Below are 13680 nucleotides of genomic sequence, written 5' to 3'. Positions count from 1 at the left end.
GCTCCCCTGCTCCCCTGCTTCTTTGCTGACTCCTGACTCCTTGATCTCCTGCCTCCTGCCTCCTGTCACCTACTGTAAAAGCCCTATAGCATGGAGTAAGCCTCGACCGGTGATAATTTCGATGATCAAAGCAATGAAACCAAGCATGGCAATTCTACCATTCCAGACTTCGGCGCTAGTTGTCATTCCCCATTCCCAACGTTCTTGAGGATACATTTTCACCTTTTTCTTCATCTGGGTAACTTGGGAAAGTTTGAGATCCGGTTTTTCCAAAGACTCAATTACCAAATCTGCCAGTGCTTGAATAAATACTGGATGAGTGTTGGGAGCAGCAGCACGTCGGAAGTTTTCAATTCCTGCTTCTTCGGCTATTTCCCGATATTCAATATCAATTTCTTGCAAAGTTTCAATGTGTTCAGAAACAAAACTAATGGGTACTACTACCAAATCTTTAACGCCTTTTTCACCCAGTTCTTTTAAGGCATCCTCAGTATAAGGTTGCAGCCATTCCACTGGACCGACACGACTTTGATAAGCTAAGGTGTGGGCATTGGGGCGATTAAGGGTTTGCATAATTAATTGAGTACATTCCTCAATTTCCTGCTGATAAGGATCCCCTGCTTCTACAACATAGCTTTTTGGTACACCGTGGGCGCTAAAAAAGATGTGTGCCTGATCAGGGTTGGGAAATTGATTGAGTTGCTCAATGATCAGTTCCGCCATTGCTTGCAAGTAACCTGGTTGTTTGTACCAGGAAGCAATCACAGTGTATTCCAAAGGTTGAAGTTTTGGGTTTTCTTGCCAAAGTTTTTCTAACAACCGGAAACTAGAACCACTGGTACTAATAGAAAATTGGGGATACAGTGGCAAAATTACCAACTTGTCAATGTTATCCTGTGCCAGTTGGGCGATCGCCTCTTCTGTGTAGGGATGCCAATAACGCATTCCCACATAGATATTTGCTTCTTTACCCATAGCATCCAATTGGGTTTTTAACGCTTCCCCCTGTTCTTCTGTGATGCTTCGCAATGGTGAACCCCCACCAATTTGCTTATAATTCTCTTGTGATGTTTTTTCTCGCCGTGTGGCAATAAACCAAGCTAATGGTTTTTGCATCCATCGAAATGGTAGGCGAATAATTTCGGGATCTGAAAACAGGTTATATAAGAATGGACCCACATCTTCTAATTTATCAGGTCCACCTAGATTGAGTAATAATACGCCTACACGACCCATAGCAGTTACTTTCCCCCAATCTTTACAATTTTTTTACTAATGTTAACAATATATCTTTATTCAATATAAAGCTTAACGTTAAGGAAATATGCAATGGCAACAATTTTTCGAGACTTGAGTTACCGCTATCAATGGTTATATGATGCCATATCCCGGTTAGCAGCCCTGAGTGTGGGCGGTGAGGGGCGTTTTCGTCAACTCGCTTTACAAGGTTTAAGCCTCAACTCAGATTCTCAAATTCTAGATTTATGCTGTGGTAGTGGTCAAACTACGGCTTTTTTGGTGAAATTATCACAAAATGTTACAGGATTGGATGCTTCGCCTTTATCTTTACAACGGGCAAAAAAGAATGTGCCGAATGCTATTTATGTAGAAGCTTATGCGGAAAATATGCCTTTTACAGATCATGAGTTTGATGTGGTGCATACTAGCGCCGCTTTACATGAAATGCAACCTGAACAATTAAGAAAAATCATCCAAGAGGTTTATAGAGTATTAAAACCAGGGGGAATTTTTACTTTAGTAGATTTTCATCCTCCCACAAATCCTATATTTTGGCCTGGTTTATCAGTGTTTTTTTGGTTGTTTGAAACGGAAACAGCTTGGCAGTTATTAAAAACTGATTTACCTGGTTTATTAAGAGAATCTGGTTTTGATGTTGGTAAACCAATTTTATATGCTGGTGGTAGTTTACAGGTAATTGTCAGTAGCAAGGCTTGAAAAAATAGGGAACAGGGAAAATAAAATCCGTTCTTCCTGACTCCTGTAAGGGCGAAGCATTGGGAAAATAGCCTTTTCATAAAATTGATAATTGGTCGCCCGAATGCTTCGCCCCTACGACTCCTGCCTCCTTAACTCAATTGTGCCACAAGTTGATTTTCTACCAGGGTATTATTTGTTAATAAGTCCTCAACGGTAATTCTTAAAAATCGTTGTTCATCAACTTGAAACATGACTTTAATGCGATCGCTCCCCGGAAAACCAGGGGGTGTAAGTTTAGCAATTTTTCTGGCTTCTTCTGTATCATTCAGCGGTTTAACTGTAGTTGTCACAGACTCAAGTTTGCGAGTTACTAAGCGATCGCCATCAAAATAAACTTCTGTACCTCCGGTTTCTGCGCCTAATTCTCCTAAAATTAACTCAATACTCGGCTGATTTTCCCTAGAAGCACCTAAAACTAATTCTACCGGTTGACTCATGGGATAAGCTTGTCCTGCTTTAATTATTGGTTGCCAACTATGACGTTGGTTGCGTCTATCCCAGTACCGCACTCCATAGCTATGATACAGAAAATCCTTGATTTCTAAACCTTGGGTAATTTGTAATGCACCTTGAGCGATCGCTTCAAAAGGTTTTTGATAACGGATTTTTTCTGGTTCAAAATATTGCTGTACCCATGTATTTACTACTGGTAATTGTACAGTTCCACCCACTAACAAAACTGCATTAATATCATCTAGTTCTATACCTTGACGACGGGCTTGTTGTAACAAGGTCATCATGGTATCATGTAACTTATCAAAAAATCCATGATCTTTGAGAATATTCTCTAAAGTCTGACGGTCAAGATCCAATTCATAACTTTCAAAAGTTTCATCATTAAAATAAACTTCACTGGCTTTATTTTGGGTAGATAATTGAATTTTTACTCGTTCTGCTAACCGAGTAATTATAGAATTAACTGGCAACCCTTTAGTTTTGACAAAATAATCAACTATCCAATTATCAATATCTGTACCACCTAAATTTTGCCCCGCTTTTGCTAATACACGGGCTGTTTTTACCTTTTGTTTGGAATCTTCCGCTAAAGATTTATTACCCCACTTTAATAAAAATCCTACTGGTTTAGTATTAGTTTGTACCTGTTGATCTAAACGTACCAAAGATAAATCTAATGTTCCACCACCAAAATCAATTACTAACAAATTTTCTTGTGCTGTTAAACCATAACCTAAAGCCGCAGCAGTAGGTTCATCTAACATCCTAACTTGTTCTACTGGAAGTGTTTGAAAAACTTTGCCTAACCAGTGACGATAAGCCTCAAAACTGTCTACAGGTACTGTTAAAACCAAAGAATCTAAACCACCTTCTATTAGTGTTAATTCTTCGATTACCCTGGTTAAAAACCATTTACCTATTTTTTCAAAGGTGACGATTTCTCCATCTAGTTCTGGTAAAAAACCCTGAATATCTGCGCCAATACCGCGTTTAAAACTACGGAAAAATCGGTTATCATCTTTGAGATCCAAACCGCGATCGCGCACTTGCTGTCCAACTAAAACTTTACTTTCACTCGCTGCTTCTACATATACTAAACTGGGAATCAGTGGGGGATTAAGACTTTGTTGCAGGGATAAACCCGGTAAAGTCAAAGTTTCCGGTTGCTGGGTAACGGGATTCCAGCGAGTAATAACTGTGTTGCTAGTACCAAAATCAATCGCGATCGCCATTTCTCAATTTATTATTGATCAACTAATTAAGTAAAGTTAATATAACGTTAATTATTCTGCATTAACCACCAATCCCGCAAATGAGCGATCGCTTTTTCTTTGTGTTTGGCTTCTACTTCTATCCAGGGTACTTGGTGGTAAGCTTGAGGCATGGCTGTAATTAAATCACTGTGTTTTCTATCATTAAAACCTGTTTCCCCATTAGAAATATGTACTAACTGCCAATCTGGATTTTCCCAAGTTTCTCGCGCTGCCAAAACCACATATTCTACACTAGGATGATCATAAGAATCTAAATTTTCATAGCAAATGTGATGATGTGCATCAAAAACCATCGGTATACCAGCTTGTTGACATACCTCTAAAATCTCCTGAGCATTATAAGCATATTCATCATTTTCTAAAGTTAAGCGGTTTTTAATACCTGGTGGTAGTTCAGAAATTACTTTTACCAATTTTTCCCCACGTTGAGATTTCCCACCATGAATATTCATTAACGCCCAAGGTGACTGAGGTAAACCAAGTAAATCTAAAGTGTAGGCGTGGTTTGTTAAAATTTTGATACTATTTTCTATGACTTCATCATTATCAGAACTCAAGACTACAAACTGATCAGGATGTAACACCATTCTGATGTTTAATTTTTCTGCCTTCTCCCCAATTTTTGCTAAATCTTCCCTCATTTCTTCTAATATATTTCCACCAATTTTATCTTCCATATCACTCATCGGAAATAAAGCCGAAGTCATGCGATAAAGGCGAATATTTTGCTTTTGACAGAAAGTTAACGCCCCATCCAAGCAGCGCAAATTATTTTGATAAAGTTCTTTTAGGGTATCTTCTCTTTGTTGAGGAGAAAGTTTTAAATAACGGGTCCGGGTAATAGTCCGAAAACGCACTTGTTTATCAATAGTGATACAAACCAAACCTAAGTGTGGCTCAGTTTGGTTTTGCTGTTGTGGATTTATTTTTTTTAATGTTATCTCTTTTTGTTGTAATTTCATATTTTTTTGGTAATTGGTAATTGGTAATTGGTAATTGGTAATTGGTAATTGGTAAATGCTATATATGCAAATCTAAGTTTAACAGATTCCATATCATAATTTCAAGAAAATGTGAAGAAACTTTTAGATTTGACAAAAATCGAAGAGTGGGATGGACGAACTGTAAAAGAAAGAGAAGAAAAAATAAGAGAAGCGGCATTAGTGTTAGCGGGTCAATGTATTGTAATGTTATTGCATAAGCTTTCTCAATCAGAAGTGGCTCATGAAACAGCAATAAATCAAACCAAAGGTTATTGGCATCCCAAGACAAAAAGACATAGTTGTAGAAAAAGAGAAATATTAACAGTAAGTAATGTTTTAGTAACACTCAAATGACCTGAATTATTAACAATCTATGTAGTTGATAAACAGGGGAAAAAAGTAAAAACTCAGAATATTCCTATTACCAACGATAGAACTTATGAAGATTATCAGAGATTTTTACCAATCCAGGACTTACGCAAAAGGGAACGTAGGGGTAATACCCTTCGGGAAGCAAGCTACATGAATTACCCCTACGCAAGAATAAGGTTTTCAGTCACATCTTGCGTAAGTCCTACAATCTTAGAAATGCAGCTAATTAGGGTTTGCTGAAAAAGTCCTTTTGTGAATATTAAGGAGTATGGCTAAAGCCAAGCTTACTTCGACAGGCTCAGTACAAGTCGCTATCAAGGAGTCAGGAGATCACAGTATATTTGGGAGTTACTGGTTTTCCCCAACATAGTGCTAGTGGTACAGCATTAATTCAAACTGCTGATGCTGTTCTTTGCCTTGCTAAAGCTGCTGGGCGTAACCAAGTTGTGGTTGTACCTTAGAAATTATGAATTTGAAGAAGCTACTCCTGACTCCTGACTCCTGACTCCTGACTCCTCACCCACACAGAAAGACTTTGTCAACTCTAGATAATTAACTGATATGATTTAGCCTTGAATCTCCCAGTCAAAAAAGCATTTATTGTCATTTACTGATAATTAATTATGGTTGTTGTAGCAATTCTCGCCGCTGGAAAAGGCACAAGAATGAAATCTCATCTACCTAAAGTTTTACATTCTTTGGGTGGAAAATCTCTAGTCGAGAGAGTTATTGATAGTCTAGAACCCCTTGCACCTGAACGCAGGTTAGTAATTGTTGGGTATCAATCTAAAGAAGTAAAAACTGCTTTAGGTGGAAATTCTGAATTGGAATTTGTGGAACAAACTGTACAATTAGGCACAGGACACGCTATTCAACAATTACTTCCTCATTTAGAAGGTTACACTGGGGATTTGTTAATTTTAAATGGTGATGTGCCTTTGTTACAAACTAAAACTCTGAAAAACTTATTACAAATTCATCAAGAAAATCAAAATTCCTGTACTATTCTCACAGCACATTTATCAAATCCCCAAGGTTACGGAAGAGTTTTTTGTGATGAAAACGGCATTGTACAGGAAATAGTTGAAGATAAAGATTGCACTCCTGAACAAAGAAAAAATCACCGTGTTAATGCTGGTATTTACTGTTTCCGCTGGTCTGATTTAGCAAAATTTTTACCACATTTACAAAATAATAATGCCCAAAAAGAATATTATCTCACTGATGCTGTTACCCAAGTAGGTAAGGTGATGGCTGTAGATGTGGAAGATGACCAAGAAATTCTGGGAATTAATGATAGATTGCAATTAGCCACAGCTTACGAGATTTTGCAAAGACGTATTCAGGAAAAATGGCTTTTGGCAGGTGTGACGATTATTGATCCTGCTAGTGTGACAATTGATGAAACTGTAGAATTACAGCCAGATGTGATTATTGAACCTCAAACTCATTTACGGGGTAAAACATTGATTAAATCTGGTAGTCGCATAGGACCTGGAAGTTTAATTGAAAATAGCCAGTTGGGTGAAAATGTCACTGTGCAATATTCTGTAGTCAAAGATAGTTTTGTGGAAGCAGGAACTCGTATTGGTCCTTATGCTCATTTGCGTGGCCATGCGGAAGTGGGTGAAAATTGCAGAATTGGTAATTTTGTAGAGTTGAAAAATACTCAATTAGGAGATGCTTCTAATGTTGCACACCTTTCTTATTTGGGTGATACAACTGCGGGAACTCAGGTAAATATTGGTGCAGGAACAATTACCGCTAATTATGATGGAGTGAAAAAACATAGAACCAGAATAGGCGATCGCACCAAAACCGGTTCTAATAGTGTTTTAGTCGCACCTATTACCATCGGTAATGATGTTTATATTGCCGCAGGTTCAACGGTGACAGAAGATGTGGAAAATGAAGCTTTAGTCATTGCCCGGAGTCGTCAGGTAGTTAAACCAGGTTGGAAGATCAAAGCTGAAAGATAAGTAGGTGACTGGGGACTGGTGACTGGGGACTGGTGACTGGGGACTGGGGACTGGGGACTGGTGACTGGTGACTGGGAAAGAAAGATGAATAAACCAATAACCAATAACTAATAACTAATAACTAACAACTAACAACTAACAACTAACAACTAACAACTAACAACAAATCAGGAGTGAAAAACGGGTGGTAGATTTTGGTACAGTGATAACGGCAATGATCACGCCGTTTAAAGCAGATGGTAGTGTTAACTATGAAGTAGCTGGAAAATTAGCAGCAAATTTAGTTGACAATGGTACAGATACATTAGTGATATGTGGAACAACAGGTGAATCTCCGACATTAAGCTGGGATGAAGAGTATCAACTGTTTGTGGAAGTGTTGCAATCTGTAGCAGGGAAAGCAAAAGTAATTGCTGGATGTGGTTCAAATTCTACCAAAGAAGCGATCGCAGCAACGGAAAAAGCAGCTAGAATAGGAGTACATGGTTCTTTACAAGTTGTACCTTATTACAACAAACCACCCCAAGCGGGACTATACAAACACTTTCAGGCGATCGCTCAAGCCTGTCCTGATCTACCGATGTTGTTATATAATATTCCTGGTCGGACTGGTCAAAATTTGAGTCCAGAAACAGTTGTGCAATTAGCACAAATCGACAACATTGTGGGAATTAAAGAAGCCAGTGGTAACTTAGATCAAGCTAGTGAAATTCGCCGCTTGACACCACAGGAATTTCAGATTTACGCTGGAGACGATTCTTTAACCTTGCCTATGTTAGCGGTTGGGGCTAAAGGCGTGGTGAGTGTGGCTTCTCATCTGGTAGGTAATCAACTAAAACAGATGATAGAGTCCTTTAATGTAGGCAACATTCAAATTGCTACTGAGATTCATTTACAACTATTCCCGTTGTTTAAAGCTTTATTTTTAACAACAAATCCCATTCCTGTTAAACAAGCATTAAAACTTCAAGGTTGGAACGTTGGTTCAGTTCGTCCACCGCTGTGCGAAGCTGACGCAGAAATCTGTCAGAAGTTAGAAGATGTGTTACATAAACTCGGTTTAATCTGAGCGCCAATATGTTGGATACTAGCCAGATGCTGGTTTCCCGGATACTTATAAAGAAAAAGTAATAATTGCTTCTAGGTTGCAATTTAAACATCTGTGCTACAACTGAACGATATAAGAATCTTTTTTGATCAGAAGCTACGGGAACGGGGTCAATTACTTTTATTTATTCAATACCAAATTGATTGAATATCAGAAGTGGAAATTGGCTATTTTGACATTGAATTATATAGACATTTGATGTTGTCTTTCATACAAGAACGCTAACTATCAACTGATTAACAACTCACACAACATACAGGAGAAAATGGCTAGAAACGAAGCTAACTCAGCCCTGAAAATTATTCCATTGGGCGGTTTACATGAAATAGGAAAAAATACCTGTGTTTTTGAATACGAGGATGAAATTGTCCTCTTGGATGCAGGGTTGGCTTTTCCCACCGAGGCTATGCACGGAGTAAATATTGTACTACCTGATACAACTTATTTACGGGAAAATCGCCATAAAATCAAAGGCATGATTGTTACTCATGGTCATGAAGACCATATTGGTGGTATTGCTTTTCACCTGAAACAATTTGACATCCCCGTGATTTATGGACCAAGATTAGCAATGGCCATGTTAGAGGGGAAATTGGAAGAAGCAGGAGTACGCGATCGCACAGAATTAAGAACTGTTCTTCCTCGTGATGTCGTCAGAATTGGTAAGGCCTTTTTTGTCGAATACATCCGCAACACCCACTCTATTGCTGATAGTTTTACCGTTGCTATTCATACTCCATTAGGTGTAGTTATCCATACAGGAGACTTTAAAATTGACCATACCCCTGTAGATGGTGAAAAGTTTGATTTACAGCGCCTAGCGGAACATGGGGAAAAAGGTGTACTTTGCTTGTTAAGTGATTCCACTAACTCAGAAGTACCAGGATTTACACCATCTGAACGTTCCGTTTATCCTAACCTTGACCGGGTATTCTCCCAAGCTAAAGGGCGTTTATTTGTTACTACCTTTGCTTCCAGTGTGCATCGGATCAATATAGTGTTGCAACTGGCCAAGAAACATAACCGAGTAGTAACAGTTGTGGGACGTTCAATGCTAAATTTGATTGCCCATGCCCGGAATTTAGGTTATATCAAATGTGAAGATAGCCTATTTCAACCCTTGCATACTGTCCGGGGTTTACCGGATGAGAACGTACTGATTTTAACAACAGGTTCTCAAGGTGAGTCAATGGCCGCCATGACTCGCATTGCTAACAAAGAACACCCCCATATTAAAATTAGGGAAGGAGATACAGTTGTTTTCTCTGCTAACCCCATTCCTGGTAATACCATTGCGGTGGTAAACACCATTGATAAATTGATGATCCAAGGCGCTCATGTGGTCTACGGTAGAGATAAGGGCGTTCACGTTTCTGGACACGGTTGTCAAGAAGAACAAAAACTCATGCTGGCTTTAACTCGTCCTAAGTTCTTTGTCCCTGTTCATGGTGAACATCGGATGTTGGTGAAGCATTCGGAAACTGCTCAGAGTATGGGCATTCCCAAAGAAAATATGGTGATTATTCAGAATGGGGATGTGATAGAACTCACAGAAGAATCTATCCGTGTGGCGGCTAAAGTACCTTCGGGTATTGAACTGGTGGATACAACGAGTTCTGGAATGGTTAGTGCCAAAGTATTGCAAGAACGGCAAACGATGGCTTCTGAAGGACTGGCGACTATTGCGGCTGCTGTTGATTGGAATGGTAAACTGTTGGCTAGACCAGAAATTCACCTGCGGGGTGTGGTGACAAGTATTGAGCGATCGCTGTTATTGAAATGGGTACAGCAACGCATTGAGGAAATTTTGCGGGTTCGTTGGTCTGAGTTTGTGACGGGAAATGAACCCAATGATATAGACTGGGGCGGTTTACAAGGCACTTTAGAGAAAGAGTTGGCCCGTTCTCTGCGTCGGGAGTTACAATGTCAAGCTTCTGTGACTTTGTTGCTGCAAGTTCCTGAACAACCGCCTGAACCTGCTGTGAAGGTTTCTGATGGTAGAAGACGGCGTACTCGTTCTACTGCTGTGGCTTCTTAATTAGGGTTTGCTGAATAAACCTAAAACCTTGATATATCAAAGGTTAGAGGCTGATAAACACAGAAATTAGTGCAAGGGTTTTGAAGGGTATACCGGAAAAAGTGTGCATTTTTGGGGATTTCAAGAGATGGCAAAGAAATTTTCCAATCTCCTCCTGACTCCTGTACGGGCGAAGCATTCGGAAAATAGGCTTGGACAAAAATTGATAATTAGTCGCCCTAATGCTTCGCCCCTACCACTCCTGACTCCTGACTCCTGACTCCTGACTCCTTGATCTCCTGACTCCTGTACGGGCGAAGCATTCGGAAAATAGGCTTGGACAAAAATTGATAATTAGTCGCCCTAATGCTTCGCCCCTACCACTCCTGACTCCTGACTCCTGACTCCTGACTCCTGACTCCTATGCCCTCACGGAAAGACTTTCTCAGCAACCCCTATTTATAATTGTTACTTGACCTATAAACATTAAGTATGTTAAGTTTTGTAATAGTTACAGCCAAACCCGTCCAAAGATAGAGGTCTTCATTAAAATTTAAAGAGTGTCAAGTTATGAAAAAGATTAGCTAAGTGGAGTACACATTTTAAGGAAATTAAGTTTAACTTGACGTAGTAATACACAGATTCTGATTTTCAGTAGCTACTCGCACTTTTTCCAGAATTTTCGTCAAAATACTATTCTCCCGGACAGAGTGATTGTCATATTGTATATTCATCAGTAAGGTGAATACCCTCATAAACAGAGAGGAGTAACCATGAAGGCATTTGAAAGTACCACAAAAAATATTTTTTTCACAAGCTGGGTATCGCTCCATCAAGCAGAGACGAATAATACCAATAAAGCTAATATCACCGAGTTACAGGCTTCTCATTCTCATTCAGGTTGGGATTTCCTGCGTCCTTTGCGAAATTGGTTGGATACTTTAAAAGTAGGCGATCGCCAATTTGCTCATCGGGTGTGTAGATTAATTCCCCCTCAATGTCCTTTTGAACGTGATGTCAAATTGTTTGGGAAAGTCTTGTTTCACATTCCCCCAATGTGTAAACTCAATCCTTTATATGAAGAAGTTGTAGGTTTAAGATTTCGCGCCCTGTGCTATCTAGCTGATGAATGTGGCGAAGATATTTCACAATATTGTTAAGTGATACAACAGGAGGCAGGGGGCAGGAGGCAGGAGGCAGGAGTTTTTTATTTTGGATTTTGGATTTTGGATTTTGGATTGTTTTTGTGATCTCCAATCTAAAATCTAAAATCTAAAATCTAAAATTTTCTTCCCCAGTCCCCAGTCACCAGTCACCAGTCCCCAGTCCCCAATCACCAATCCCCAATCACCTAGTATACTGATTGCGCCATTTTTCAATGGCATCCTGAGCGTCTTCATAAGCGATGGTTTGCTTAGGAACTAAAGTAGCAGTGGCAATGGCAGTGTTAAAATCTCCTTGTGCAGCGCGGTTTTTAGCTAATTCTAAAATTTGTTCACTCCATTGATTAATAGATGTTTGGGCAATTTCAAACCCTGGTTGTCCTGGTGGTACTTTTTTCGCTACTTCAATCGCTCGGTTATAAGTAGAAGCTTGTCCTGGTCGAATTAAAGCTTTAGCAGTATCCAACAAAGTTTGATTACTTAAATACTGCTTGGCTTCTAATTGCCATTTTGCAATTAATGTTTTTGCTTGGCGATAAAAGGCTGTATTTTTATTAATTAATTCCGCAGTAGCTATAGCATCAATATATTCTCTCTGGTTAGCCTTTTCCTGGGCTAAATCTAAAATCATTTGACTCCAAACCTGAATATTTTTTTGTGCTTGTTGATAAAGCGGTTCACCGGGTGAAATTTTTTGAGCAGAGGCGATCGCTTGACTCAAATCACCAGATTTATTTGGACTCAGAGACATTTTCTCTAGTTCTAAAATTGCTTGATTACGCTGTTGGGAATCCAAATTGGAAACGACAGAAGTTGTGGGTGGTTGAATTGTTTCCACCGTAGCAGGAATAGGAGGTAAATTCTGGGAAAATTCCTGTTTATTAGTAGTATTATTTAGGGATGCTGATAATTTATGGAAGCGAAAACTCGCCTGATTGCGAAGAACAAAAGTTGTAATTAAAGCGACGATAGTCATGCTACCGCCCCCCCACAAAATAAATTGTTTCCAAATGGGAGTTTCTGACTGAATAGCAGGTTGGGCGTAGTCTTTAGCAGCAGCGGGAATAAATCTAGCGCCGGTGTTTAATTCTGGGGAAGTTGCCAAGATTTCATTAGTATCTACAGTTGAATTAGTAACAGATGTCTCTGAATTTGTAGACTGATCTAACTGTAAAGAAGTTTTGTTGAGGGTAGTTTCTACGGTTTTATTTTCCGTCCACCAAGCTTTTTCTGTAGGGGAATTTTTAGACTCTTTCTGTGTCACTGAGGAGGTAGCAACGGCAAAGTTTTCTTCAGGAAAAATCAGTGGCTCGGTTTGGGAATCATTATCTAATGTCAAGATGGGAATCATGACTGGAGGACTGTCAGGGATGAAAATGACAGGATTTTGAAGAGGCCGCCAATGATGTTGACATAGTTCTGGGGTGAGATAACTCAGATAGGTGTCTAAATCTTTTAAGCTGCTACCTTTGCCGGAAAATAAAGCTTCTAATAATGCTGTTGTAAATAAGCCATGACCTAGTTCACTAATTTCGTGGGAAAATTGCTCTGGTTGACAAGAAAGCATGACAGCCATTTCTAGTTCTTTGGCGGTGTCAATAATTTCTTGACCTACGGGAGCATCAGCTTGTGTACCAAAGGCGCGGTTAATATCAAATATTAGTAATACATTCAACTTGGCAGCATGGAAACTTTGCATCAGTTGTTTCACAGCTATGCCAGTTTCTAACACCTGATCAGGATTTCCATCAGCCGGCATTAAATAATCTTTGTCATTATAGTTGACACCGTAACCGCTGAAGAAAAACCATAGATAGTCCTCTGGTTGACAAGATTTTGCTGCTAATTCCTCCAATAAAACTAGAATATTGTCTTGGGTTGGATAAGAGGATCTTTCCTCTATCGGTGGTGAAGTATTTGTCATCAGTAGGCAATTTTGCGGTAAAAAACCTACTTCTGTCACCAAAAAATCCTTTAGTGCCTCCGCATCGTTTTGAGCGCAACTCAAAGGTTGAAATAACTCATATTGATTGATGCCAATAGCGATCGCCCAGTAATTTACCATCCCGCTCATTGTCGGTTTTTGTTTACTTGTTGAAAGTTGTTCTGATGTAAGTACGGGCGAAGCATTCGGGCGATAAATGATCAATTTTTGTCCCAGGTTGTTTTCCCAATGCTTCGCCCCTACGACTCCTGACTTCTTTACGGGCGAAGCATTCGGGCGATAAATGATCAATTTTTGTCCCAGGTTGTTTTCCCAATGCTTCGCCCCTACGACTCCTGACTTCTTTACGGGCGAAGCATTCGGGCGATAAATGATCAATTTTTGT

The 13680-nt window shown here is 39.4% G+C and carries 11 protein-coding genes and 1 pseudogene; 7 read left to right on the top strand and 5 right to left on the bottom strand.

Translation table 11 applies throughout. The features are described 5' to 3' along the window. Positions 1 to 69: 69 nt before the first annotated feature. The gene (hemH, locus tag H5968_RS22840) at positions 70 to 1236 is read right to left on the bottom strand and encodes a ferrochelatase (RefSeq protein ID WP_096568808.1); all 1167 of its coding nucleotides are present in this window, start codon (positions 1234 to 1236) and stop codon (positions 70 to 72) included. A 93-nt stretch (positions 1237 to 1329) separates the two neighbouring features. Here hemH and H5968_RS22835 point away from each other — a divergent pair, with 93 nt between their 5' ends. Next, positions 1330 to 1956, top strand: coding sequence for a class I SAM-dependent methyltransferase (locus tag H5968_RS22835; RefSeq protein WP_187041776.1), 627 nt, complete (start codon positions 1330 to 1332; stop codon positions 1954 to 1956). A 131-nt stretch (positions 1957 to 2087) separates the two neighbouring features. Here H5968_RS22835 and H5968_RS22830 read toward each other — a convergent pair whose 3' ends face one another. Together H5968_RS22830 and uvsE are read right to left on the bottom strand one after the other, a co-directional pair. Then, positions 2088 to 3686 (bottom strand): Hsp70 family protein, encoded by a 1599-nt coding sequence (locus H5968_RS22830; RefSeq protein WP_187041775.1) that lies wholly within the window; start codon positions 3684 to 3686, stop codon positions 2088 to 2090. A 47-nt stretch (positions 3687 to 3733) separates the two neighbouring features. Then, entirely contained in the window at positions 3734 to 4690 is a 957-nt protein-coding gene (gene uvsE, locus H5968_RS22825; RefSeq protein ID WP_187041774.1) for a UV DNA damage repair endonuclease UvsE, read from the bottom strand. A gap of 48 nt (positions 4691 to 4738) precedes the next feature. Between uvsE and H5968_RS22820 the strand changes: the two are divergent. Together H5968_RS22820 and glmU are read left to right on the top strand one after the other, a co-directional pair. Then, positions 4739 to 5059: pseudogene (locus tag H5968_RS22820) on the top strand (ISLre2 family transposase); the annotation flags it as partial. Positions 5060 to 5706: 647 nt separating this feature from the next. Beyond that, positions 5707 to 7062, top strand: coding sequence for a bifunctional UDP-N-acetylglucosamine diphosphorylase/glucosamine-1-phosphate N-acetyltransferase GlmU (gene glmU / locus H5968_RS22815; protein ID WP_187041772.1), 1356 nt, complete (start codon positions 5707 to 5709; stop codon positions 7060 to 7062). Here the strand turns inward: glmU and H5968_RS22810 are convergent. Then, on the bottom strand, positions 7020 to 7166 hold the full coding sequence (locus H5968_RS22810; RefSeq protein WP_187041771.1) for a hypothetical protein: 147 nt from the start codon (positions 7164 to 7166) through the stop codon (positions 7020 to 7022). The two genes, glmU and H5968_RS22810, sit on opposite strands and share 43 nt — an antisense overlap. 80 nt (positions 7167 to 7246) lie before the next feature. Between H5968_RS22810 and dapA the strand changes: the two genes are divergently transcribed. The 4 genes from dapA (at position 7247) to H5968_RS22795 (ending at position 11347) form a co-directional block, all read left to right on the top strand. Continuing rightward, positions 7247 to 8131, top strand: coding sequence for a 4-hydroxy-tetrahydrodipicolinate synthase (dapA, locus tag H5968_RS22805; RefSeq protein WP_187041770.1), 885 nt, complete (start codon positions 7247 to 7249; stop codon positions 8129 to 8131). Between the two features lie 304 nt (positions 8132 to 8435). Then, a complete protein-coding gene (locus H5968_RS22800; protein ID WP_187041769.1) occupies positions 8436 to 10208 on the top strand; it encodes a ribonuclease J in 1773 nt (590 codons plus the stop codon). A 127-nt stretch (positions 10209 to 10335) separates the two neighbouring features. Further along, positions 10336 to 10467: a hypothetical protein gene (locus H5968_RS25890; RefSeq protein ID WP_255427229.1), complete on the top strand. Its 132-nt coding sequence runs from the start codon at positions 10336 to 10338 to the stop codon at positions 10465 to 10467. A 493-nt stretch (positions 10468 to 10960) separates the two neighbouring features. After that, on the top strand, positions 10961 to 11347 hold the full coding sequence (locus H5968_RS22795; protein ID WP_096570093.1) for a Mo-dependent nitrogenase C-terminal domain-containing protein: 387 nt from the start codon (positions 10961 to 10963) through the stop codon (positions 11345 to 11347). 187 nt (positions 11348 to 11534) lie between these two features. On the opposite strand, the gene H5968_RS22790 is transcribed toward H5968_RS22795, so the two are convergent. Continuing rightward, entirely contained in the window at positions 11535 to 13415 is a 1881-nt protein-coding gene (locus H5968_RS22790; RefSeq protein WP_187041777.1) for a caspase family protein, read from the bottom strand. Positions 13416 to 13680: the final 265 nt, after the last annotated feature.

The organism is Sphaerospermopsis sp. LEGE 00249, from assembly GCF_014299995.1.
Classification (GTDB): domain Bacteria; phylum Cyanobacteriota; class Cyanobacteriia; order Cyanobacteriales; family Nostocaceae; genus Sphaerospermopsis; species Sphaerospermopsis kisseleviana.
Note: the sequence above shows the minus strand (reverse complement) of the source record. Positions and strands in the feature narration are given on the sequence as shown.